24 protein-coding genes and 4 tRNA genes are annotated in these 22,868 nt (G+C 68.8%); 15 read left to right on the top strand and 13 right to left on the bottom strand.

Going from position 1 to position 22,868, the window contains the following annotated elements; all coding sequences use genetic code 11:
* Positions 1-23 precede the first annotated feature (23 nt).
* The 4 genes from ACZ5WE_RS10935 to ACZ5WE_RS10920 are packed head-to-tail and all read left to right on the top strand — an operon-like array spanning position 24 to position 3,206.
* Entirely contained in the window at positions 24-410 is a 387-nt protein-coding gene (locus ACZ5WE_RS10935) for a hypothetical protein (protein WP_467685288.1), read from the top strand.
* 55 nt (positions 411-465) lie between these two features.
* A complete protein-coding gene (locus tag ACZ5WE_RS10930; protein WP_467685286.1) occupies positions 466-1,218 on the top strand; it encodes a DsbA family protein in 753 nt (250 codons plus the stop codon).
* Entirely contained in the window at positions 1,215-2,072 is an 858-nt protein-coding gene (locus ACZ5WE_RS10925; protein ID WP_467685284.1) for a cytochrome c biogenesis CcdA family protein, read from the top strand. The genes ACZ5WE_RS10930 and ACZ5WE_RS10925 overlap by 4 nt, the downstream gene beginning before the upstream one ends.
* Positions 2,073-2,102: 30 nt before the next feature.
* A complete protein-coding gene (locus tag ACZ5WE_RS10920; protein ID WP_467685282.1) occupies positions 2,103-3,206 on the top strand; it encodes an ABC-2 transporter permease in 1,104 nt (367 codons plus the stop codon).
* A 53-nt stretch (positions 3,207-3,259) separates the two neighbouring features.
* Here the strand turns inward: ACZ5WE_RS10920 and ACZ5WE_RS10915 are convergent.
* From ACZ5WE_RS10915 to ACZ5WE_RS10900, 4 genes are all read right to left on the bottom strand, one after another.
* A tRNA-Phe gene (locus ACZ5WE_RS10915) sits at positions 3,260-3,333 on the bottom strand.
* A gap of 24 nt (positions 3,334-3,357) precedes the next feature.
* Positions 3,358-3,432: transfer RNA gene (locus tag ACZ5WE_RS10910), tRNA-Asp, on the bottom strand.
* Positions 3,433-3,471: 39 nt separating this feature from the next.
* Positions 3,472-3,544, bottom strand: a tRNA-Glu gene (locus ACZ5WE_RS10905).
* A 79-nt stretch (positions 3,545-3,623) separates the two neighbouring features.
* Positions 3,624-5,201, bottom strand: coding sequence for a metallophosphoesterase family protein (locus tag ACZ5WE_RS10900; RefSeq protein ID WP_467685280.1), 1,578 nt, complete (start codon positions 5,199-5,201; stop codon positions 3,624-3,626).
* Positions 5,202-5,260: 59 nt separating this feature from the next.
* On the opposite strand from ACZ5WE_RS10900, the gene ACZ5WE_RS10895 reads away from it, so the two are divergent.
* From ACZ5WE_RS10895 to ACZ5WE_RS10875, 5 genes are all read left to right on the top strand, one after another.
* Positions 5,261-5,611: a metallopeptidase family protein gene (locus tag ACZ5WE_RS10895; protein ID WP_344522166.1), complete on the top strand. Its 351-nt coding sequence runs from the start codon at positions 5,261-5,263 to the stop codon at positions 5,609-5,611.
* Between the two features lie 100 nt (positions 5,612-5,711).
* A complete protein-coding gene (locus ACZ5WE_RS10890; RefSeq protein WP_467685278.1) occupies positions 5,712-6,281 on the top strand; it encodes a hypothetical protein in 570 nt (189 codons plus the stop codon).
* 290 nt (positions 6,282-6,571) lie between these two features.
* The gene (locus ACZ5WE_RS10885; protein ID WP_467685276.1) at positions 6,572-8,884 is read left to right on the top strand and encodes a DEAD/DEAH box helicase; all 2,313 of its coding nucleotides are present in this window, start codon (positions 6,572-6,574) and stop codon (positions 8,882-8,884) included.
* 263 nt (positions 8,885-9,147) lie between these two features.
* Positions 9,148-10,725 carry an amino acid permease gene (locus ACZ5WE_RS10880; RefSeq protein WP_467685274.1) on the top strand — a complete coding sequence of 526 codons (1,578 nt, stop codon included), beginning with the start codon at positions 9,148-9,150 and terminating at the stop codon, positions 10,723-10,725.
* A gap of 110 nt (positions 10,726-10,835) precedes the next feature.
* Positions 10,836-10,911 (top strand) — tRNA-Lys (locus ACZ5WE_RS10875).
* Between the two features lie 98 nt (positions 10,912-11,009).
* Here ACZ5WE_RS10875 and ACZ5WE_RS10870 read toward each other — a convergent pair.
* Positions 11,010-11,210 (bottom strand): hypothetical protein, encoded by a 201-nt coding sequence (locus ACZ5WE_RS10870; protein ID WP_467685272.1) that lies wholly within the window; start codon positions 11,208-11,210, stop codon positions 11,010-11,012.
* A gap of 344 nt (positions 11,211-11,554) precedes the next feature.
* On the opposite strand from ACZ5WE_RS10870, the gene ACZ5WE_RS10865 reads away from it, so the two are divergent.
* A complete protein-coding gene (locus ACZ5WE_RS10865) occupies positions 11,555-11,833 on the top strand; it encodes a GntR family transcriptional regulator (RefSeq protein ID WP_467685270.1) in 279 nt (92 codons plus the stop codon).
* 10 nt (positions 11,834-11,843) lie between these two features.
* Here ACZ5WE_RS10865 and ACZ5WE_RS10860 read toward each other — a convergent pair whose 3' ends face one another.
* From ACZ5WE_RS10860 to ACZ5WE_RS10840, 5 genes are all read right to left on the bottom strand, one after another.
* On the bottom strand, positions 11,844-12,560 hold the full coding sequence (locus ACZ5WE_RS10860) for a class I SAM-dependent methyltransferase (RefSeq protein ID WP_467685268.1): 717 nt from the start codon (positions 12,558-12,560) through the stop codon (positions 11,844-11,846).
* A 27-nt stretch (positions 12,561-12,587) separates the two neighbouring features.
* The gene (locus ACZ5WE_RS10855) at positions 12,588-14,120 is read right to left on the bottom strand and encodes an asparagine synthase-related protein (RefSeq protein WP_467685266.1); all 1,533 of its coding nucleotides are present in this window, start codon (positions 14,118-14,120) and stop codon (positions 12,588-12,590) included.
* Between the two features lie 12 nt (positions 14,121-14,132).
* On the bottom strand, positions 14,133-14,255 hold the full coding sequence (locus ACZ5WE_RS10850) for a hypothetical protein (RefSeq protein ID WP_365824858.1): 123 nt from the start codon (positions 14,253-14,255) through the stop codon (positions 14,133-14,135).
* Positions 14,256-14,969: 714 nt separating this feature from the next.
* Positions 14,970-15,224 (bottom strand): DUF7848 domain-containing protein, encoded by a 255-nt coding sequence (locus ACZ5WE_RS10845; RefSeq protein ID WP_467685264.1) that lies wholly within the window; start codon positions 15,222-15,224, stop codon positions 14,970-14,972.
* A complete protein-coding gene (locus ACZ5WE_RS10840; protein WP_467685262.1) occupies positions 15,221-15,391 on the bottom strand; it encodes a hypothetical protein in 171 nt (56 codons plus the stop codon). The genes ACZ5WE_RS10845 and ACZ5WE_RS10840 overlap by 4 nt, the downstream gene beginning before the upstream one ends.
* Before the next feature lie 135 nt (positions 15,392-15,526).
* On the opposite strand from ACZ5WE_RS10840, the gene ACZ5WE_RS10835 reads away from it, so the two are divergent.
* From ACZ5WE_RS10835 to ACZ5WE_RS10820, 4 genes are all read left to right on the top strand, one after another.
* Positions 15,527-16,858 carry a tetratricopeptide repeat protein gene (locus ACZ5WE_RS10835; protein WP_467685260.1) on the top strand — a complete coding sequence of 444 codons (1,332 nt, stop codon included), beginning with the start codon at positions 15,527-15,529 and terminating at the stop codon, positions 16,856-16,858.
* 100 nt (positions 16,859-16,958) lie between these two features.
* A complete protein-coding gene (locus tag ACZ5WE_RS10830; protein ID WP_469157289.1) occupies positions 16,959-17,255 on the top strand; it encodes a hypothetical protein in 297 nt (98 codons plus the stop codon).
* 154 nt (positions 17,256-17,409) lie between these two features.
* Positions 17,410-18,597, top strand: coding sequence for a hypothetical protein (locus ACZ5WE_RS10825; protein ID WP_467685256.1), 1,188 nt, complete (start codon positions 17,410-17,412; stop codon positions 18,595-18,597).
* A 28-nt stretch (positions 18,598-18,625) separates the two neighbouring features.
* The gene (locus tag ACZ5WE_RS10820) at positions 18,626-19,018 is read left to right on the top strand and encodes a hypothetical protein (RefSeq protein ID WP_467685254.1); all 393 of its coding nucleotides are present in this window, start codon (positions 18,626-18,628) and stop codon (positions 19,016-19,018) included.
* Between the two features lie 447 nt (positions 19,019-19,465).
* On the opposite strand, the gene ACZ5WE_RS10815 is transcribed toward ACZ5WE_RS10820, so the two are convergent.
* The 3 genes from ACZ5WE_RS10815 to ACZ5WE_RS10805 all read right to left on the bottom strand — a co-directional run bounded on the left by ACZ5WE_RS10815 (position 19,466) and on the right by ACZ5WE_RS10805 (position 21,721).
* Entirely contained in the window at positions 19,466-20,158 is a 693-nt protein-coding gene (locus ACZ5WE_RS10815; protein WP_467685252.1) for a GAF and ANTAR domain-containing protein, read from the bottom strand.
* A 94-nt stretch (positions 20,159-20,252) separates the two neighbouring features.
* The gene (locus ACZ5WE_RS10810; protein WP_467685250.1) at positions 20,253-20,981 is read right to left on the bottom strand and encodes an ANTAR domain-containing protein; all 729 of its coding nucleotides are present in this window, start codon (positions 20,979-20,981) and stop codon (positions 20,253-20,255) included.
* Positions 20,978-21,721, bottom strand: a complete 744-nt coding sequence (locus ACZ5WE_RS10805; RefSeq protein WP_467685248.1) for an ANTAR domain-containing protein — start codon at positions 21,719-21,721, stop codon at positions 20,978-20,980. The genes ACZ5WE_RS10810 and ACZ5WE_RS10805 overlap by 4 nt, the downstream gene beginning before the upstream one ends.
* Before the next feature lie 374 nt (positions 21,722-22,095).
* On the opposite strand from ACZ5WE_RS10805, the gene ACZ5WE_RS10800 reads away from it, so the two are divergent.
* The gene (locus tag ACZ5WE_RS10800; RefSeq protein ID WP_467685246.1) at positions 22,096-22,836 is read left to right on the top strand and encodes a GAF and ANTAR domain-containing protein; all 741 of its coding nucleotides are present in this window, start codon (positions 22,096-22,098) and stop codon (positions 22,834-22,836) included.
* Positions 22,837-22,868 lie beyond the last annotated feature (32 nt).

Raw genomic sequence — 22,868 nt, 5'->3', positions numbered from 1 at the left:
CCCGGGCACGTACGATTCCGGGCATGTTGTCCCGTGCGCGTCTGTCGTGGTGCCCTCTCCTCGGGGTGCTGCTCGTCGTGCTCGGGGCGTTCTGCGCGCCCGCGATGGCAGCCGAACCCGCCGCGAAGCCCACCGTGTCGCTGCAGGTCGATGCGTCCGCCGATGCGTCCGCCGATGCGTCCGCCGGGGCGCCCGGCTGCGGCAAGGGCGGTCAGCAGGACGCCGGTCAGGTCCCCGCGGCCCCGCCGCGCTCCAGTTCGGCGTACGAGTTGCTGCCCGCCCTGCATCAGGCCCACGCGGCGTCCGGCGCCTGGGGGATCGGCCAGACGGTGCCCGCCCTGACACCGGAGCGCGGGCCGCCGCCACTCGCGCCGCCATCTCCGGTAGATCTCTCGATCCTGCGCGTGTAGAGGCCCCCGCCCGGGGCCCCTTCAACGACGTACAGGAACGAGAGAGAACTCCCTGATGCCCAAGAGCGACAACAGCAAAAAGAAGAAGAACATCGCCATCGGAGCGGGCGTGGCCGTCGCGGCCCTGCTGCTGGGTGCCGCCTCCTACAGCGCCACCAAGCCGGACGAGCCCTCCTCCGTCACAGCGAAGGAGGAGTCGGCCGCGGACGTCTCCGCCGACCCGCAGGCCGGGGTCTATCCCGAGCTGGCCAAGCTCGCCCGGCGCGACGCCAAGGACCCCCTTGCCCAGGGGCGCAAGGACGCGCCGGTCGTGCTCATCGAGTACGCCGACTTCAAGTGCGGCTACTGCGGGAAGTTCGCCCGCGACACCGAGCCGGGCCTCGTGAAGAAGTACGTCGAGGACGGCACCCTGCGCATCGAGTGGCGCAACTTCCCCATCTTCGGCGCGGACTCCGAGTCCGCCGCGCGCGGCGCCTGGGCCGCCGGGCAGCAGGGACGCTTCTGGGAGTTCCACGCGGCGGCGTACGCCGACGGCGCCAAGGAGAAGGGCTTCGGCGGCGACCGCCTGAAGGAGCTCGCGAAGCAGGCCGGTGTCAAGGACATCGGCCGCTTCTCGGACGACGCGGGCAGCGCCGCGGCCAAGGCAGCGGTGAAGAAGGACCAGGAGGAGGCGTACGGCCTGGGCGCCACGTCGACCCCGTCCTTCCTGGTCAACGGGCGGCCCATCTCCGGGGCGCAGCCGGACGAGGTCTTCGACCAGGCGATCGAGCAGGCGGCCGCCGCCGACAGCAAGGCGGGGAAGAAGTGACCGCCGATGTCGGGTACTTCGCGGCGTTCCTCGGCGGTCTCCTCGCCCTGATCAGCCCCTGCAGCGCGCTGCTCCTTCCCGCCTTCTTCGCGTACTCGATCGACTCGACCTCACGGCTGCTCGCGCGCACCGGCATCTTCTACGCCGGTCTCGCGACGACCCTCGTGCCGCTGGGCGCGGCGGGTTCGGTCGCCGGCCGCTTCTTCTTCGGGCACCGGGACCAGCTGGTGCTCGTGGCCGGGTGGCTGATCATCGCGCTCGGCGTGCTGCAGGTCGTGGGCATGGGATTCGCCTCGCGCAAGATGGCCGAGCTGTCGGGCCGCATCCGGCCGACGACGGCGGTGTCCGTCTACGCGCTGGGAGCGGTCTACGGACTCGCGGGTTTCTGCGCGGGTCCGATCCTCGGCAGCGTCCTGACCGTGGCGGCGGTGAGCGGAAGTCCCGTCTACGGGGGCCTGCTGCTCGCCGTCTACGCGCTGGGGATGGCCGTCCCGCTGTTCGTCCTCGCGCTGCTCTGGGAGCGGTTCGATCTGGGGCGGCGGAAGTGGCTTCGGGGACGTGCCTTCCGCGTCGGCCGCTTCGAGCTGCACACGACCTCGCTCCTGTCGGGCCTCTTCTTCGTGGCCCTGGGCGCCCTCTTCCTGGCGTACGACGGGACCACCGCGCTGCCCGGTCTGCTCGACGTGGACGATTCGTTCGCGGTGGAGCGGTGGGCCGGGGGCGTGGGCCGGGCCGTGCCGGATTCGGTGCTGCTGGTCGGTGTGGTGGTGCTGGTGGGCGTCGGGTTCGCGGTGCGGGCGTGGCGGAAGAGGTCCGGTGGGGAGAGTGGGCCGGTCGAGGCCGAGCAGGGGTGAGTCCGTTTTAGGTGTTTTAGCCTGGTTCGTATGTCTGAACCGGCTGACCGCGAAGAACACCGGCACGGCGCTCACGGCGCCCATGGGGCCCACGGAAGGGCGCCCAGCGGGCGTGAGCGGTGGGTGGCGTTCAAGGACTCGCCCTTCCTGCCCGCGGTCGTCCTGGTGTTCATCCTGGCGGCGGCCGCGGGGCTCTTCGCGGGCTCGTACACCTTCTCCATGGCGAACCCGACCCCGCACCGCATCCCCACCGCGGTGGTCGGCGCCCAGGAGGCCACGCGGGGCAAGGCGTTCCTCGACGGCATGGAGAAGGCGCTGAACGCGTCGCTGGAGCTGCACGAGTACGACAGCGTGGCCGCGGCGCGCAACGGCGTGGAGGAGCAGAAGGTCTTCGCGATCCTCGCCGCCAGGTCCGGGGACAAGGTGACGTTCGACGTCTCGGGCGCGTCAGGGGCGTCGGTCGCGCAGGTCCTGGCGGAGACGGCGCCGAAGGTGGGCAAGAAGGTGGGGGTGCCGGTGACCGTGAAGGACATCAAGCCCCTCCAGGAGGGCGACCCGCGGGGCCTCGCGATCTTCTACATCTCGCTGGCCGCGGTGATCATCGGCTTCGTCGGGGCGATCCAGCTGAGCGTGCACGCGCGGGGGCTGAATCCGGCGGAGCGGATCGCTTTCACCGTCCTCTACGCGCTGCTCGGCGGGTTCGTCATCGCGGCGGTGGTGGACTGGTGGCTGGGGGCGGTGGATCTGCCGTTCGTCGAGTCGTGGCTGATCCTGGCGCTGACGATGTTCGCGTCGGGCATGGTCTTCACGATGTTCAACACCCTGTTCGGACGCTGGGCGATGATCCCGACGTGGGGCCTGATGGTCCTGCTCGGCAACCCGTCGTCGGGCGGCGCGGTGTCCTGGCCCCTGCTTCCGTCGGTCCTCGGCCACATCGGGCGGTGGCTGCCACCGGGGGCGTCGGTGAACGCGCAGCACACGGCGGTGTACTTCGGCGCCCACCAGCACGCGTTCCCGTTCCTGGTCCTCGCGGGCTGGGCGGTGCTGGCGTCCGCGGTGTTCTGGGTGTGGCGCCACCGGCACCCGGGAGGCCGCGAGAAGCCCGCGGCCCATGCGGCGGCCCCGGCGGGGTGAGCCCCTTGGGGAACGGCGAAAGCCCCGTCCACCGGACGGGGCTTTCGAAGAGGTGGCTGGGGCCGGGATCGAACCGGCGACCTATCGCTTTTCAGGCGATCGCTCGTACCAACTGAGCTACCCAGCCACGCGATCCGCGTGGAATCGCAAGCGGTCCTGACGGGATTTGAACCCGCGGCCTCCACCTTGACAGGGTGGCGAGCACTCCAAACTGCTCCACAGGACCAAGCATTGTGCGAGCACCAGTCTCGCACAAGGTGTTGCGTGCCCCCAACGGGATTCGAACCCGTGCTACCGCCTTGAAAGGGCGGCGTCCTGGGCCACTAGACGATGAGGGCTAAGGGCCCACCTGGGCGCTTTGCAGCGCGTCGGGGACGTGAGAAGCATATGGGATGCGGGGAGCTATCGCCAAAACGGTTATCGGGGGGCCGGGGAACCGCTCCCCGGGGAGCGGTTCGGCGGGAGCGGCGAGGGGGTCGCCCCGGGCTGGTTCTCCTTCGGCAGATGGCGGCTGACCTCCGCCTTCGTCAGGCCGAGGCCGCCCAGTTCGATCTCGTCCCAGGCCTGGAGGCGCCGGGTGTCGCGGTCCAGGTAGAGGACCGACGTCTCGACCGGGTCGGGGTACTTGCCCTCCACCGCCCGCAGCCCGCTGCCGCCCGTCGAGCCCTCGACGCGCAGCCGGGTCCCGCGGTCCATGACCTCCATCTCCGAACGGTGGACGTGGCCCGCGAGGACGAGCGGCACCTCGCCGTCCGTCTCGCGCGCCGCATCGGGGTTGTGCGCGACGGCGATGTCCACGGGAGTGCCCGCGCTCTGCTGGTCGCGCAGGGCCGAGGCGAGGCGGATGCCCGCCATCTCCTCGACGGGCTCGCCCTCCGCCGCGACCGAGCGGTCCGGGGTGTACTGCGGATCGCCCGTGCCGGCGAACCGCAGGCCCGCGACCGACACGGCCCTGCCCTCGTCCAGGACGTGGACGTTCTTCATGCGCTGGAGGTAGCGCTGGGTCGTGTGGGAGTCGTGGTTGCCCCTGACCCAGACGTACGGGGCGCCCAGGTCCTCGATCGGGTCCAGGAAGGCGTTCTCGGCGGCGCTTCCGTGGTCCATCGTGTCGCCGGAGTCGACGATGACGTTGATGTCGTACTGCTCGACCAGCGAGGAGATGATCTTCCAGCTCGCCGGATTCAGGTGGATGTCCGAGACGTGCAGGACGCGGATCGTGGACGGGTCCGGCTGGTACGCGGGGAGCGTCGACGTCACGTCGTACAGCTTCGTCACGTTGGTGACCAGACGTGCCAACTCCTGTTGGTAGACGTCGAACTCGCTCACGATGCTGCGGGCGTTGCCGACCACCGAGGGCGCGCTGCTGAGGAGGCCGGAGAATTTCGGCTCCAGGACGGACTTCGGGTTCCACGTCGCGTACGCCGCCGCGCCCGACGCCGCGAGGAGCGCGAGGGCAAGGCCGCCCGCCGCGAGGGCCCGGCGCGGGCGCCGGTAGACCGCGAGGCCCAGCGCCGTGGCGCCCGCGACGACGGCGGCGCAGGAGCGTACGGCCAGGTCGAGCGTGCCGTGCCCGACGTCCTTCGCCACCTCGTCCTGGAGGCCGGAGATCCGCTCCGGGTGGTCGACCAGGGCCTGGGAGCGCACCGGGTCGAGGCGGTCCACGTCCACGTCCAGGCGGATGGGTGCGATGTGCGAGCGCAGTTCGAGGGCGCCCAGCGGGGAGACGTCGATCTTCGTGCCGCCGGTGAGCGAGGGGCGCAGCGTCATCCGGGTGTCCATCGGACCCACCGGCGCGTGCACGCTGCCGACGATCAGCAGGCCGAGCCAGGCGCCGAACAGCACGACCGCGACCAGGCCCAGTGCGCGGCCGTAGGGGTGCGGAGGGTGGATGAGCTCGCCGACCGGACGGGGGTGGCGGGATCGGTAGTGGCGTACGAGGGCGGCGGGCGCACGTACGAGGGCGGCGGGCGCACGGAAGTCGCGAAGCCGGACCATTGGGGCCGTATGCCCATGGGGAGGGGCCGTTATGCGGGGCGGTGGCTGACAATGGGGGTGTGCTGGAGATGACGCGGGAAGAGTTCGAGGAACTGGTCGCCGAGGCGCTTGACCGGATTCCTCCCGAGTTGACGCGATTGATGGACAACGTGGCGGTGTTCGTGGAGGACGAACCGCCGGCCGCGGACCCGGAGCTGCTCGGGCTCTACGAGGGCACTCCCCTCACGGACCGGGGGGAGTGGTACGCGGGTGTGCTGCCCGACCGGATCACCATCTACCGGGGGCCGACGCTGCGCATGTGCGAGTCACGTGAGGACGTGGTCGCGGAGACCGAGATCACCGTGGTGCACGAAGTCGCACATCACTTCGGGATCGACGACGAGCGCCTGCACGCCCTGGGGTACGGCTGACGGCCGGCGCCACGGTCCATGTGCCGGTCCGTGTCCTCTTGCGGGGCAAGGGAGTTGGGTAGGGCGTCCCCGCTTCTCAGCGCCTCGGAGGTGCTCGGCCGTGCGCCAGTTGTACGTTCCTGTCCGGTGGGCCGCGGCGGCAGTGGCCGTCGTGGCGACCGCGGGCTGCATGAGCATCGGCGACGACGGGGGCGGTGAGCCGGGGCCCGCGCGGTCCGCCGGCGACCGCAGCGCGGCGGCCGCCCCGGAGGGCGGGAGTGACACGCCGGGTGCCGGTTCGGCCGGTGGCAGCGGTGGCGACCGTGACGACGCGAAGGGCGGCAAGCGCGGCAAGAAGGGCAAGGGGAAGAGCAAGGGCAAGGGGGGCGCGGACCAGCAGGGCGAGTCCGGCTCCGGCGCCGCCCGGGCTTCCGCCTCCGCGTCCGGCGGTGGCGGCGACCCCGCCCCGCCGACGAAGGACGGGCGGCCCACGCCCACGCGTACGAAGCCGGACCCGCCGCGCCCCACGCCGACGCCCGACCCTCCGAAGCCGACCCCCACGCCGACGCCCGAGCCCACTCCGGAGCCCTCGTCGTCGGCGCACGAGCCGCCGAAGCAGGACGCTCAGCTGGGGGAGCGGTCGGAGGGGCTCAGGTCGCGGGAGCCTTCACCGGAGGCGGGGCCCGCTTAGGGCGGGGTTGGGCAGGGATCGACTCCCCTGTCCGAAAACCCACTTCGTCGCAGGTGAGACGAGCTGTGAGGGGTGGAATCCAAGGCACCCCGGAGGGTGCGGTTTGCCTTCTGGGGGGGTGGGTGCGTATGGTGGTAGATCGTTTGATCCCATTTGCCCGGCGCCGAAAAAGAAGAGCGCCGCGTGGCGCGTACTCTCCCTTGCCGTGGCTGACCGCATAGAGGCGGTCCATTGCGAAATCACGGAGTTGACGGGCGCGTGCCGAGACTCCGGAAGGTTTCGCATTTCGCATGTCCATTTCTCATTCTGACCACGCCGTCCTGCCCGAGAACGAGACGACCGACGAGCTGACGGCTGAGGCCGTCGCCGAGGTCGTCGAGACCGTCCAGGCCGCCGACGTCGTGGAAGCCGCCGAGCAGGTCGTCGAGACCGAGGCGGCCGACGAAGCCGACGCAGCCGCCGAAGAAGCTCCGGCCGGCCCCACCTTCGGTGACCTCGGTCTGCCCGAGGGCATCGTCCGCAAGCTCGCCCAGAACGGCGTGACCGCCCCCTTCCCGATCCAGGCCGCGACCATCCCGGACGCCCTGGCCGGCAAGGACATCCTCGGCCGTGGCCGCACCGGCTCCGGCAAGACCCTCTCCTTCGGCCTGCCGATGCTGGCGACGCTGGCCTCCGAGGGCCGCACCGAGAAGAAGAAGCCCCGCGGCGTCATCCTGACCCCGACGCGTGAGCTCGCGATGCAGGTCGCGGACGCGCTCCAGCCGTACGGCGACGTGCTCGGCCTGAAGATGAAGGTCGTCTGCGGCGGTACGTCCATGGGCAACCAGATCTACGCTCTCGAGCGCGGCGTCGACATCCTCGTCGCCACGCCGGGCCGTCTGCGCGACATCATCAGCCGCGGCGCCTGCTCCCTTGAGAACACCCAGATCGCGGTGCTCGACGAGGCCGACCAGATGTCGGACCTGGGCTTCCTGCCCGAGGTCACCGAGCTGCTCGACCAGGTTCCGTCCGGCGGCCAGCGGATGCTCTTCTCGGCCACGATGGAGAACGAGATCTCCACGCTGGTCAAGCGCTACCTGAACAACCCGGTCACGCACGAGGTCGACAGCGCCCAGGGCAACGTCACGACCATGACCCACCACATCCTGATCGTGAAGCCCCGCGACAAGGCGCCCGTCACGGCCGCCATCGCCTCGCGCAAGGGCCGCACGATCATCTTCGTCCGCACCCAGCTGGGCGCGGACCGCATCGCCGAGCAGCTCTGCGAGTCCGGTGTGAAGGCCGACGCGCTGCACGGCGGCATGACGCAGGGTGCTCGTACGCGCGTTCTTGAGGACTTCAAGAAGGGCTACGTCAACGCGCTCGTCGCGACCGACGTCGCCGCCCGCGGCATCCACGTCGACGGCATCGACCTGGTCCTGAACGTGGACCCGGCCGGCGACCACAAGGACTACCTGCACCGCTCCGGCCGTACCGCTCGCGCGGGCCGCTCCGGCACGGTCGTGTCCCTCTCGCTGCCGCACCAGCGCCGCCAGATCTTCCGCCTGATGGAGGACGCCGGCGTCGACGCCACGCGCCACATCATCAACGGCGGCGGCACCTTCGACCCGGAGGTCGCCGAGATCACCGGCGCCCGTTCGATGACCGAGGTGCAGGCCGACTCCGCGGGCAACGCGGCGACCCAGGCCGAGCGTGAGGTCAAGGACCTCACCAAGGAGCTGGAGCGCGCGACCCGTCGCGCGACGGAGCTGCGCGAGGAGGCCTCGCGTCTCACCGCGCGTGCCGCCCGCGAGCGTGGCGACGACCCGGAGACCGCGGTCGCCGAGGCCACCGCCGCCGCCGAGGCCGAGGTCGAGGCCGCTGTCTCCGTGCCGGAGCAGTCCGCTGCCCCCGCCGCCCGCGAGGGCCGTCCGCAGCGTGACGAGCGCGGCAACTACGAGCGTGAGCGCCGTGACGACCGTGGCGGCCGTTCCTTCGAGCGTCGTGACGACCGTTCGTCGGGCGGCTTCCGTGGTGGTGAGCGTCGTGAGGGTGGCGGCGGCTTCAACCGCGACCGTGGCAACGACCGTGGCGGCCGTTCCTTCGAGCGTCGTGACGACCGTTCGTCGGGCGGCTTCCGTGGCGGCGACCGTCGTGAGGGTGGCGGCTTCAACCGCGACCGCGGCAACGACAGCCGTGGCGGTGGCTCCGGCTTCCGCCGTGACGACCGTCCCTCGGGCGGCGACCGCGGTGGGTTCCGTGGTGGCGAGCGTCGTGAGGGTGGCGGCGGCTTCAACCGCGACCGCGGCAACGACCGTCCCTCGGGCGGCTTCCGTGGCGGCGAGCGTCGCGAGGGCGGCGGCGGCTTCAACCGCGACCGCAACGACCGCGGTGGCTCCGGCTTCCGCCGCGACGACCGCCCCTCCGGCGGCCACCGCGGCAGCGACCGTCCGTTCAACCGCGACCGCCAGGGCGACCGCCCCTCGGGCGGCTCCGGTGGCTTCCGCTCCGGTGGCCACGACCGCCCGTCGTACAACCGCAACTCGGGCACGTCGGGCACCGGCACGGGCACCGGCTCCTTCGGTCGCCGCGACGACAAGCCGCGCTGGAAGCGCAACGGCTGATCTTTAGCCGCTCCTGCCTGAACGAAGGGCCCGCACGACGTATCCGTCGTGCGGGCCCTTCGGCGTTCCGTGTCGGTGGGCGCTGCTACCTCTACCGGAACGACGGCAAGGGAACGGGCTCGTTCACCACGCGGACGAAGATCGCGACCGGTTGGAGCAGCTACAAGGCCCTCTCCTGGCCGGTGAGTTGAGGCCAGTGAGTTGAGCGCTTTTTGGCCAACGGCGACGCATGCCGTGCCCCCGGCGAGGGAATCGCTGGGGGCATGACAAGTGACCCCAGAGACCCCAGCGAGCGGAAGCAGCCACCATCAGCCGGGTCCACGGCCGGCTCCGGGTCGGACGAGGAGCGCCTCGCCCAGCTCGGGTACACGCAGGTTCTGGCGCGTCGTATGTCCGCGTTCTCCAACTACGCGGTCTCCTTCACGATCATCTCGGTTCTGTCCGGCTGCCTCACCATGTATCTGTTCGGCATGAACACCGGCGGGCCGGCCCTGATCACCTGGGGGTGGGTCGCGGTCGGGCTCATGACGTTGTTCGTGGGGCTGGCCATGGCGGAGATCTGTTCCGCCTATCCGACCTCCGCCGGGCTCTATTTCTGGGCGCACCGGCTCGCTCCCCCGCGGACCGCGGCCGCGTGGGCGTGGTTCACGGGGTGGTTCAACGTGCTCGGGCAGGTCGCCGTCACCGCGGGGATCGACTTCGGCGCGGCCTCGTTCCTCGGCGCGTATCTCAATCTGCAGTTCGACTTCCAGGTGACCGAAGGGCGCACGATCCTGCTCTTCGCCGCGATCCTCGTGCTGCACGGCCTGCTCAACACCTTCGGCGTGCGCATCGTCGGGCTGCTGAACAGCGTCAGTGTCTGGTGGCATGTGGTCGGGGTGGCGGTGATCGTCGGGGCGCTCGCCTTCTCGCCGGACTCGCATCAGTCGGCGTCCTTCGTCTTCACCGAGTTCGTCAACAACACCGGGTGGGGGAGCGGGCTGTACGTGGCGCTCATCGGGCTGCTGATGGCCCAGTACACCTTCACCGGGTACGACGCCTCCGCCCACATGACCGAGGAGACCCATGACGCGTCGACCGCCGGTCCGAAGGGCATCGTGCGGTCCATCTGGACGTCCTGGATCGCCGGCTTCGTACTGCTCCTCGGCTTCACGTTCGCCATCCAGTCGTACGACGGGGCCCGCGAGTCGGCGACCGGGGCGCCGCCCGCCCAGATTCTGCTCGACGCGCTCGGGGTGAGTGCGGGCAAGCTGCTCCTGCTGGTCGTCATCGGTGCGCAGCTCTTCTGCGGTATGGCGTCCGTGACCGCCAACTCCCGCATGATCTACGCCTTCTCGCGGGACGGAGCGCTGCCGTTGTCGCACATCTGGCACTCGGTCAACCCGCGTACGCGCACGCCCGTCGCCGCGGTCTGGCTCGCGGCCCTGGGCGCGCTCGTCCTCGGCCTGCCCTACCTGATCAACGTCACGGCGTACGCGGCGGTGACGTCCATCGCCGTCATCGGCCTCTACATCGCCTACGTCATCCCGACCCTCCTGCGGCTGCGCAAGGGCGAGCAATTCGAGCGCGGGCCCTGGCACTTGGGCCGCTGGTCACGCCCGATCGGCATCGTCGCGGTGGCCTGGGTCGGTGTGATCACGGTGCTTTTCATGCTGCCGCAGGTCTCGCCGGTCAGCTGGGAGACCTTCAACTACGCCCCGATCGCGGTCCTTGTCGTGCTCGGATTCGCCGCGACCTGGTGGTTCGCCTCGGCCAGGCACTGGTTCCTCAACCCGGACCACGAGCGCACGGCGGCACGCGAGGCGGCCCGGAGCGGGGCGCCGAAACCGGCCGATCCCTGAGCGCGCGACGGCCGTCCCCGGCCCGCCGCGGAACGCGCGACGGGCCAAGGAGGCGATACCCGATCGGATGCCTTGCCCTCTGCGGCTATGCTCGGGGGGTGCGTCCGCACGGACCGTTAGCTCAATTGGCAGAGCAGTGGACTTTTAATCCATTGGTTGTGGGTTCGAGTCCCACACGGTCTACCAAACAATCAGCCCCTGACCTGCGGCGAAAGCCGGAAGTCAGGGGCTGAGGTGTTCCTAGTGATCGTTTGCTGGCCCGCTGCTGGCCCGAGTGATTGCGGTCAAGCGGTCTGCGCGTCGTCCGGAGTCGGCCCAGCGCCCAGACTGGGCGCACAGTCCGGGCAGGCGTAGAGCGTCGTTCCGGGGCCGCTGGTGCTCTCGATCCATCGGACAGGGATCGGGGCGGCGGTGTTGCGGTGGCAGCGGATACAGAGCGCCACCTGTACGGCGGGCAGGGGCGGGAAGAAGCGCTCGGGGGTCATGCCTGCACCCCCAGGGCGGCGAACTGGTCGCCGGGATAGCGGTACGGGTACTCGATGCCGCACTCGGCGAACGCGGTTGCGAAGAACCGTTCCCGGCGCACAGGCGTGAGCCGCAATGTCTCTTCGGCGCGGAAGATCGCGCGGACTTCCTCGGCGCTCGGGCCGCTCCACGGATTCGCCCACGGACTTACGGGGGGGGTGTGGCGGTGGGCAGGGTGGCGAGATAGGCGGCGGTGTGGCGGCCGGGCGCGGTTCGGTCGGTCCACGGGAAGAGGACCGAGAGCGCCCAACAAAGGGCGCGAACGATAAGGTGGTGTCGTCAGAGTGCCGCTTGCGTCCTAGCCATGGAGTACGGCCCTGATGACGTGATCGAGCGCGACGCCCCCGAGCCCCCGTTCGAGCAGCTCGCGGGCATCCTGCGCGCGCGTATCGCTCGGGGCGACTGGAAACCGCGGCGGCCCATCGCGTCCGAAGCAAGGTTGTGTGAGGAGTTCGAGTTGTCCCGCCCGACCGTGCGCCGTGCGATTGCTGCCCTGGTCACCGAAGATCTGCTCTTCGTTGTCCCGCAGCGCGGCACGTACGTTCAGGTGCCAGGCGAGGCCGAGGGCGACAGGAGCGAATAGCGCCCTGTGGTCATGGCCGGTAGCGCGCCACGGTGTACGCGGTCGGTCCGGTGAGCGTTCCTGGCCCGGACTCGTCCGCCATGTCGACCACCTCGAACCCTGCTCCTGTCGCGTAGTGCTCCAACTCGCGTGGAAACAGGACCCGGCGCCGGATCACGTCCCGAGCTTCATCGCCGGACTCGAATGTCCACAGCCTGTGCATGGTGTTGATCTGCGTCCGTAGATCCCACTCGTACCGAACGGTGACCGTGGCTCGTGTGTCTGGGGTCTCGACGGTGGCGGTTGTGGGCTCGGCCTGGATGATCGGCGACACGGGAGAGCAGAGCACGAGGACCGCGTCGGGGCGCGCGTGCGCCGCGAACGTGGCGAACACCTCCTGCACCGCGCTGTTGTCGTGCTCGTACGCCAGTGAGTTGCCGAGGCACGTCACAGCGTCCACACGGCGCCCGAGCCGGTACGCGCGCATGTCGCCGGTCCGGATGTCGAGGCCGGGGCGGGCTCGGCGCGCATGAGCGACCATGCGTTCCTGTAGGTCCACGCCGATGCACTCGAACCGTTTCGCAAGGATCTCCAGGTCTCGCCCGGTGCCGCATCCGAAGTCCACCAACGTGGCAGCGTCCGGCCGGTGCTGGTCGATCAGCGCTTGGCATGTCTCGGCGGTACCGCTGTCCGCCTGCACGGCGTCGTAGAGCGCGGGGTCCCGGTAGAAGACGTTCGTAGCTTCCATGGCGCTCGGCTTCCGCGTCGGGGCTGGTCATGCGAGGGCCCGCAGCCCGATTTCCAGGGCGAGTGTGTCGCAGAGCAGATCGGGCACTCTAGGCGCGCGTTCGGCCTGCTCTCGGGCCAGAGCGAGCGCCTTGGGGTCAACGTAGCCGAGGTCGACGAGTAGGGATTCCCGCAACATTCCATCCAGGATGGGGAGTCCGTACGTGCGCAACCCGGCTTCCATGACTGCCAGGAAGTTCTCGGGCTCCGCGGGCGAGGCGACGGCCTCGGGTAGGCCCGCCCGCCGTAGCCGCTCGCGGAACAGGGCCTTACCCCGCTTGTGCTCTGTGGGGAGCTGTTCCATGAACCGCACGATGCGGGGGTGCACCAGCGGGTTCACGGGCCAGACACCAATGCGCAAATATCCAGGGTTGTGCAACCCGCTCGCCATAAGGGCCGGCAGGGGCAGAACCGGGATCGGGGCTAGGTTGCCGTCCACGTCGGCGACCGCTTCCCTTCCCTGGCTCGTGAGCCAGGGAACCGGCTCGGGTGCGGGGAGTTCGGCTGCTCTCCGGGAGTGACAGGCGTTGATCTCGTCCCCACCGGTCCCGGTAAAGATGACCTCGCAGCCCCGCGCCGCCACCTGTCGACGCACCACATCGAACGCCTCTTGGTAGAACGCCCCCGCGGGGTCATGGGGTGTGCCGAGGGCACGCACCCCACCGGGCACGAACGGCGGATGCTGCATGGCAGGAACAGCCGTGTCCCGGAAGCCGAGATGGTCGACCAGCGCCCGCCGCCGCTCGCGCTGCTGGGCGCCAATGGCTCCGCCCATGAGCAGTCCGAAGCAGTAGGTATGGCCGTACCCGGCAGAACCTACGGACAGGGCGACGTTGCCCGAGTCCGCTCCGCCTGAGAGTTCGACGCCTACGCATCCGGTCGCCACCGGGGCTTCCTCTACGGCCTCGTTCAGCAGTGCGTCGAACACAACCAACGGGTCCACTCCGCGGCGCAGGGGCCTGGGCTCCAAGACATGCTCGGCAGGCTCCGGATAGATCACGGTGAGCCCCGACGAGGTGAACACGGCCGATGCGCGCTCAGTGAGTCGGTGCACCCCTTCAAACAGGGTGTCGGCGGTGTACCGGTGCCGCCTGGTCAGCGCTCGGGCTACGGCGCGCGGTACGAGCCGGTCGGGCCGTAGGTGCTCGTGCAAGTCTGCGATGTCCCACGACGCGTGCAGCACGTCGCCGACCACCACGAGATACAGCGGAGCAGTGCCGAACAGGCCCGCTGAAAGCCGGACCTCGCCAGGCTTCATCACGACCGCCGCGAATTCTGCCTCGTCACCCTTGAACTCCCGCACCGTGAGGGTCACTCGCTGCGGATCGTCGTTGTTGAGTACGGCGACGAGAGCCGACACGTTCGCAGGCGCGATCCAGCTTTCCCCGCAGGCCCAGCGGCCGTCTTCCCATTGCCAGTTCGGTGTCTCAAGGTCCGCCAGGCGGAGACGTAGCGAAAGCACGTGGTTGCCTCTCTCACGGGCACGGCCGGGCGAGGCCGGATCATCCTCGCCCCGCCGCACATCAGGGACGGATCACTTGGTGGAGCAGTGATCGCCGTTGTTGTCGCCGCCGCCGGGCATCTTGTCCATCAGCGCGGCGTCCATCGCGGGAACCCCGGTGATCAGGTCTCCGGTGAACAGGTCGTCAACGTTCATGGCGTTGCTCTCCTAGGGTTGAAGCAGACCCCGCGGCGGTTGCCGCGGAGGTGGCCCGTCCGGCTGTCGACCGTCACAGCAGGCAGCCGGACGGGGGCTTATCGGTGGCAGTGCTGCCGCGGGGGCAGCACTGCCCCTTGGCGAGGCACGCCCCACGGCTCCACCGCGGGGGCGGGCTCGCGCGCATCGGTCTTGCTTTGGGTGTCCGTGTGCCGGTCACCGCACATGGCTCGTCCTCCGTCGGTCTGGCATCGGGCGTGGTAGCCCGCCACCGGTCGGGGGGTCAGTTGCCCTCGCCAGCCCGATCGGTAGCGGGGAGATCACGGGTCTTGCTGGGCCCGCCCTGGTCGCCCGTGGGGACAACACGACCAGGACGGGGCTATGGGGGTTACACCCAACGGCGCCGAGGGGCTCGGTGGCGTGGTCCGGTGCGCTGCGGCAGGCGATCGGCGGGAAGCGGCCGTGACGGCGGCACCGCTCCGCGCGCGTTCAGCACGATGCGGTGGTGCAGCCGATCGACGCACGGCCCGCAGAAATAGAGATCAGCGATGACGTGCCCAGTCGTCTGCGCGGGGCCCAACCACAAGACTCGGGCCTCGCTCCTCCCGCACCAGCCCCAGCAAGACCCGGTGATCCAGTGGTTGCCGTCGTCGGTCCTGGCCGGGGCAGGTGTGCCGGTTACGTCGGGGTGCAAGACGCCCGACGGGAGCGCGATCACGCTGCGCCACCTCTCCACATCACCCACGGCCGTTGGAGGACCTCCGCGTACCTGATGTGGTTGGGGCGTTCTCGCATGTGGTCGAACGTCCAGTCGCACGCCACAGCGAAGTTCTCGGACTCCTGCGACTCCGCCCCGCAAGGCTTGCCGTCCTCGTCCCGTGTGAGACACCGGAAGGCATACGTCGTGGGCGGCGCATCAACGTCACGGTGCGGCCTGATGGTCCAGCGCCCCAGGGTTCGGCGCGTCATGACAGCACTCCGCAGCTTCGCGCGTTGGCCGACTCGACCTTGGCCCACAGGTCCGGGTGAGCCTCGCTCATCGGCTGATCTGCCTTGGCCGGCTGTCGTTCCGCATCCGGGTGTCTCTCGTCGCCGACCCCGGATTCGAGCCGTGTCGCTTCGTCCTCCGTGACCATGCGGATTCCTTGTACCTTGGCGGCGATCTCTCCTGGCTCTAAGCAACCGCACGGCTACGCGCGGCGGTACCGTTGGCGCAGAGCGGCGGCTTTAGAGCGTTTAAAGCGCCTACGGGCGCGGGGAGTTGATCAGCTATGCCGAATGAGCCCCTGCAACGCCTGTTCGCAGAAAGCGGCTGGACCCTGAGTCAGTGCGCCCGTGCCGTGAACCGGGTTGGGGCAGAAGATGGGACACCGCTCAAGTACAACGGCTCGGCGGTCCACCACTGGTTAGGCGGAACGACGCCCCGCAGCGCGGCCGTGCGCCGATTCGTCGTCGAGGCGTTCGCGCGCCGCCTGCGACGCCCCGTGACCCATGCAGAGGCGGGTTTCCCAACTCCAGCCGATCAAGAGCAACGACCGCCGCTTACGGTGGAAGGGCTGATCGAGCTTGGGAGGCAGGACATGGACCCGTCCCGACGGAGCGTTCTCGGGGCCAGTCTCTTCTCTGTCGCGCTCACCATCCCCGGATGGCCGGACGTGATCGGACGTGCCGAAGCGGTCACGATGGGCCGAACTCAACGCATCGGCATGAGCGACGTCGACATGGTCATCGCCATGACCGAGCGCGTTTCTGACTTGGACGACGAGTTCGGCGGTCGCTACGCGCGCCCCATGGCCGCCGCATTTCTCGTCAACACGGTCGCGCCCGCGCTCCTGGCCGACGGGCCCGAGCACGTGCGGGACGCGATGAAATCCGCCGCTTCCGATCTCTGCTACCTCACGGGCTACATGGCCGTGGATGAGGGCTTGCACGGCCTCGCACAGGGCTACTACCTCAAGGCGTTGGAACTGGCCGGAGCCGCAAAGGACCACCTCACCTACTGCACCACGTTGCGGGGCATGAGCGTTCAGGCGGTCGACCTCGGCCACGGACAGACAGCCATGCGCCTCGCCGACTCCGCCGCAGCAGCATCACCACAAGCGGGCCCCCGGATGCGCGCCTTCCTCGCCGGGCAACAGGCCCACGCGTCCGCGCAGATTGGTGACCGGAACAACGCGCTGCTGTACCTGCGGGAAGCCGAGACAGCCATGGAGAAAGCCGAGTCCCGCGCTACGACTTTCGCCTCGTACAACCCGTCGTCGCTCCTGTACCACGTCGGGCAGATCCGGTACGAACTCGGCGACGTGAAGGGGTCGATCGAGTCGCTACAGGAGTCGGACAACCTCCGGCATCACACCTTCCGCCGCAACCGCGTCCGCTTCCTGTCCATCCAGGCTGAGCGCCAACTCGAACTCGGACACCTCGAAGCGGCATGCGACACGTGGGGCAAGGTCGTGGAGATTTACCCGCACGTGGAATCCGGGCAGTGCGACACCCGCATGAACACGATGTACCGGCGCATTCGCCCGTACCTCAAGAACCATCACGCCCGCGCCCTGTACGAGCGGGCACGCCTGGTGACCCCTGAGCGGCTGCTCGCCTGATGTCATGCACCGCAGGCCCCGGTGGGGTGACGGGGCCATCGGCCCGAGTAATCGCTTACGCGGCTGAGCGTGGGGCGTTCTAGAGCTCGGTGAGTCGGTCGTGCAGGGCGGGATCTCCGGTGTGGACGCGGTCGGCGCAATGCTCCCCGCCATCCCCGCCACCTCCTGCTTGCGGCCGGTGCGGCCCAACTCGTCGACCACGCCCCGTGAGGGGCGGCGCAACGACTGGACGGTGGCGCGCTTTCCCTCGGCCCACCCTGGAGCGTCGACCCTCAGCGAGTTGCCGGGCGATCATGCGCAGCAGCCGCCCCTCGGCCTCGGCGTGCGGGTCGCGCGTGCGCTCGGCGAAGGGGTCGACCATGCCCGGATCAATGGGCAAGGCACGCTCTTTCTGTGATCGAATCAGAGAGTTCGGTTAATCTGGGCAGGAGCTTTATGCTACTTAAATGGTAATTGGCACAATAAAGGCGATATCTCTTCCTTGCTGAAGTAGGGCCCCACTGTTCTGCAAATGAGCTTGTCGGTGTGAGCGGATGGGTAGCATCGAAGCCGTGGCAGAGGTAGGCGGGGCATTGCGAGGCGCTGCGGGCACCTACCAAGGCGCTAAGCGCGGCAAGCGGATCATCAGCCAGCGGCGCTGGTTTGCGTACCTGCGGTACCAAGCGGTAGTGCGGGCCTTGATGTGGCCAAATATAGACATCGTCTCAACTCGACTTAATGAAGCTGCCCTGACGCTGTGCGACGTGATGTCTCGTACGCCGCTTCCAATGGAGCCGCTCGGGGGGCGTGTTAGCCGATTCCGTCGTTGGTTTCGCGAAAGTGTTACTCACGGAGTGAGGTATCCCGAACATCGGGGTAGATGGCGGAGCAGCTTTTATCGTCGGCTGTATGACTGGTCGAGGAAAGTCGCGGATACCCCTGAGGGGCGCGAGGCGCTGCAGTATGCCGAGTTCGAGGGTGGCGAATACCCGTCGCACGAGTTCGCGATACGTGTTGCTGCAGCCACGCATGGGCTGCTACTGGATTCTGCTCTAGTGGAAGAGCAGAACAGTCTCCGTGATGAAATGGTCAATGAAATCCATCATGACCAATCAGAGCCTCGAATGCGCCAGCACCACCGAGTACTGCAACTCGTGATCCGCAGCATTTCCGGTGGCGCCGCTTCCTCTTTGGTTTCATATGTGGGATTTCACAACAACGTGCTCGACTCCCTGACGCTGGGGGTCGTGGGGGCCGGAATCACTGCTGTGGCCGACGGGTCTCGTGACTTCGTTGCCGCGGTATCGGAAGAAATGATCGAGGCTCGGCGGCAGGCGCGTGACTGGCTCGTAACGTTGTCTGACTGGATGGCTCGTTACGTGGTTTGGGGGGACGACCGTCTGAGGAGGCGGATAGATTCTGGAGTTGATGAGCTAATTTATGTCTTGGTGGCCATGGCATCCCGAAAGGCGCACGTCTATGAGCTGCCTCAAAACGAAACAATCCACGCCCATTTGAGCCATCTGATCGAAACGGCGGGGAATGCTAATGACAGTCGCCTGAAGACGGCTTTGCAGGGGATTCAAGGTGCGCTGATGTTCAATCCAAAAAGATTACCTGATTCCATCACGAACCTGATTGCTGTGGTTCAGGGTTTGCCAGACGATGCGGGGCCAAATTCTGCTTTGGCTCTAGGGGCGGACCCTGAATATCGCCAACTTCCTGATGGCGACCCAGACGCGGATGGCCCCAGTGTGTAACTCAGGGTGGAATCATCTGAACCTGGATATGTCTAGTTCGCGTACCTGCCAGTTCCTGGATGCGGCCGAGGGGCACCGGCTGTACGCCCTCTACCACCTGATCACTCACCACGGCTTGCGTCGTGGTGAGGAGCGGGAAGCGGGTAAGAAGGTGCCCGACTGGGTGGACACGGGGAAGGTGTTCACCGCCGAGGACGGTAGTTGGCTTCACCCGGACGTCGTGAGCCGGGAGTTCGACAGGATCGTGAGAACGGCGGATCTCCCGCCGGTCAACCTCCGGGACACCCGTCACAGCGCGGCGGGGCTCGTGAAGGCAGGCGGCGGCGACTTGCACGACGCCAAGAAGAAGCTGCGTCACTCCACCATCGCGCTGACGTCAGACACGTACATGGAGCTGTTCGAGGAGTACGAGCAGGGCTAGACCGAGCGTGCGGCGGCGGCCGTGCCGCGTGCCGGAGGCGTGCCCCGGAGGAGCCAGCGGCGTAGCGTGGTCGGCGAACAGGTTCCGTCATCGCAGGTGGCGGGGCCTTTTTGCTGGCCCGCTGCTGGCCCGGATGCTTCGGAACGGGCCGTGCGAGCGCGGATCAGACGGCATGGGCCAGCACGCTAGAACAGATTCTGACCTGGTGTTTTCTCTGTAATGCGGCACTCGGCGGCATGATCCGGGATGGCCTGACAGTGATCGTTTCGGGCTCTCCGGAGACTTTTAATCCATTGGTTGTGGGTTCGAGTCCCACACGGTCTACCGAGAGCGGGGGAGGGGAAACCCCCTCTGACCTGCTACGCAGCGCCCGAGTCGGCTTCGGCCGGCTCGGGCGCTGTGTCGTGGACCGTACGACAGCATCGGTAGTCATCTGCGCACGCATCCCTAGTCGAGTTGGTGGGTGTTGATGACCTGTTCCGCCGTGTGCAGCAGGGGCTGGTTGTGGCTGAAGGCGTGGGCGCGCAGGCGGGCCAGGGCGTCTTCGGGGGTGAGCCCGTCCTTGGCTGCGAGGACACCGGCGGCCATGTGGACGGTAGGGGGGTAGCCCTGTGGTCCGCGCTGGGTGGGCCGGGAATGGCTGGCGAGCAGGTGGGGGTGCTCTTCGAGGGCGAGCAGGGCCAGAATGCGGGCGTAGGCACTGGCCCGCTCCTTCTGGGCGGGGCTGAACGGGATGGGCTCGAGGCGGTAGAGATCCATGGCGCCGATGGCGAGGGCGCCGATCGTCAGGGGGAGCGCCAGAACGCTGCGGACGCCGTGTTCGCCGGCCACGGGGGCATAGGCGGGCCAGCGGTCGGCCGCTTGGTGCATGTCCGCGGTGTCGACGGGGGCGCGGCGGGTGTAGGCGTCGGTGCATGGTCCTTCGCCGGTGATCAGCTGGGCGTCTTCCACGCTACGGGCGCGCTCGTCGGTGGCGGTGGCCAGCAGGCGTAGTTCTCCGGCGACGACGAGGGTGGCTCCGGCGAAGTCGGCTTCCACGTCGTCGGCGCAGGCCGTGCAGGCGACAGTGAGCGTGACGCCACCGGTGTGGGCAGCGGTGCTGATGCGCTGCCAGGCCGCGGCGTGGTGGTCCTGGTTCACGAGGTGTCCCTATGGCGAGGCAGGCGGCGGGAGAGACACGTCCTTCCGCCGGGGGCTGGGGCGGGTACCTGGCCGGGTGCGCGGTCAGGGTTGGTCAGGGGCGTTGCACGGCAGAGGAGTCGATGGAGCCGTCGATGAGTTGCCTGCAGAGCTCGGCCAGGCTCTGCTGGTGGGCGCGGGCGTGGTGGCGCAGGGCATCGAATGCCTCGTCGAGGGTGGCCTGCCAGCGTTCGGCCAGGATGCCCTTGGCCTGCTCGATGACGATGCGGCTGGAGAGCGCGGCCCGTAGCTGGGCGCGCTCGATGTTGGCGTGGACGACGGTGCGGTGTTGCAGGATGGCGATGGTGGCCACGTCCGCCAGTGCTTGCGCCACCCGCGCGTCACCGTCGCTGAGTTTCTGGTCACGGGAGTCGAAGAGGTTCATCGCGCCCACGGCCTTCCGGCGCAGGCGCATCGGCAGGGCGTGGCTGGTGGCGAATCCCGCCTGGCGGGCACGCTCGGCGAAGAGCGGGAAGGAGGCAGTCTCCGCAGGGGACTTCAGGGAGATGTTGAAGCGGGCGGTGCCATCGCGGTGGCACTCCACGCAGGGCCCCTGGTCGGCCTGGAGGGCGAAGAGTTCCAGCAGCCGGGTGTGCTCGTCCGATGCGGCGATCAGTTGCAGACCGCCGTTGGGGTCGGCGAGCATGACTCCGACGGCGGAGACGTCGAGCAGCTCGTTGCAGCGGTCGCACAGCTTGTGCAGGAAGTCGATCAGGTCGAAGTCGTCGACGAGGGTGTCCACGGCATCGACCATGGCTGCCAGTAGTTGTTCTTCGCGGGTCATGGCCCTTCAGTCCCTTCACCGGCAGGATTGTCCGGCCCGTTTTCATCATTGTGGAAGGCCAGCCGCCTGGCTACTACGTCCTCGGCTACCTCCAGCAAGGGCTGCCCGTGCCGGTAGGCGTGGGCGCGCAGCCGCAGGAGAGCTTGGGCGAGCGAGACCCCGGCCTGGACGCTGATCATTCCGCTGGCCTGGTGGACGGCGGCCCGGTAGAAGTCCGAGGAGTCAGCAGCGCTGGCAAGGGCCTCTTGTTGCGGATCGCTGTCCAGCAGGACGGCGATCAAAGCGTTGGCCACGAGCCAGACGTCGGTCGACGTGGCGTCCGGCAGCGGGCCAGGTGCCGAGCGCTGCAGGGTCATCGTGCCCAGACAGGCAGACCCGATGGCCAGCGGAAAGCAGAAGATCGCGCCGACACCCAGCTCCGTGACCTCGGGCAGCAGAGCGGGCCACCGGTCCATCGGCAGGCATGCCACGTCTGCCACCAGGACGGGCCTGCACATGGCGGCCACTTCGAGTGCCGGTCCCTGTCCCACCGTGAACTGCAGGTCTTCCAGCCGGACGCTGGCGCCTGGCGTGGACCACAGCAGTTCACTCAGGCCGCCGTCGATCGTCGCGGAGACGGCGATGCCGTCCACGAGCAGGGCCTGGGCACACAGTTTCGGGTCGGCGCCGATCAGGCCCGGCTCTCCGTGGGAGGGGCGCAGGGCCCGCAACACGTGTGGCAGGTCACTTTCGGTGCCCACTGCTCTCACCTCCCGTGACTGCCTCAGGAGGGGGCCTCCGCGGCGCGGAGGACGCACTGACGACGCCTCCAGTCTAGGGAGCTTTTTGGCTGCGGAGGGTCTTCTCGACGTATTGGTGCCGAGGTCGGCGAGCCGGCCGAGTGCCTCCACAAGCTTCTGGAGGGAGCGCGCAAGCGACCGTGTGGACGCCGTTGAACGCGAGGCGAGGCGTACGGTGGAGACACAGGCTGCCCGCAGGCGACACCGCTCGCCCACCTCACCCTGACATTGGCTTCCGATCCGGGCAGCGTCGGCGGTGAATGCCGGAGTTCGGACGCCACCATGACCGCGCACTTCAACATCGCCTGCCTGCCTGCTCGCGCACCGAGTCTTCGATGACGGCCGCCCGGCGGGAGGCCGTGGCCCTCGCCGCCCGCTACACCGGTGATGACGCCGAACCCGGATTGCGCATCGGCGAGGCGTGCCGGAGGGCCCTGCACAGCGCGTACTCCGTGGGGCTCACACTGGCTGTCGATGCCGCCCTGGCGCAGCGGGTTTCGCTCTGCGCGGTCGGGCCGCTGGCCCGCAAGGGCGAGGAGCTGCAGATCAGTCTCGGAGAAGGCCCGTGTGTACAGGCCCTGAGCCAGCGCGCTCAGGTCCTGGTCGACGATCTCGACGACCCGGCCGCAACCCGGCACTGGCCTGTTCTTGCCCAGCAGGCGAAGGCGCACTACATCCGCGCCGCCTACGCTCTGCCGATCCTCAACGGCGCCGACCCGTCCCGGCAGGCCGGCCTCGTCCTCACCCTCTACCGCCACCGGCCCGGCCCGATCTCCGACGCCGACCTGCAAGTCGCCCAGGACCACGCCGACGCCGCAGACCTCCTGCTCCTCGCTACACCCGTGCCGACTGAGGACGAGCTCGTCCACGCCTGGCTCCTGCCCGCAAACGCCGTGGTCCACCAGGCCATCGGCATGATCAGCTACCGCCACTCCCTCACGACCGGCCAGGCCCTCGCCCTGCTGCGCGCCCATGCCCACACCCAGGCGACGCCCTTGACCGGCCTGGCCCGTGCCATCGTCGACGACCACGTCACACGTTTCGATCCGCCCGCCTCCGGCACTGGAGAGAGCTGACGGGGTTTCCTGATCGCGAGAACGAGCGCGCG

The organism is Streptomyces sp. NPDC033180, assembly GCF_055577645.1.
Note: the sequence above shows the minus strand (reverse complement) of the source record. Positions and strands in the feature narration are given on the sequence as shown.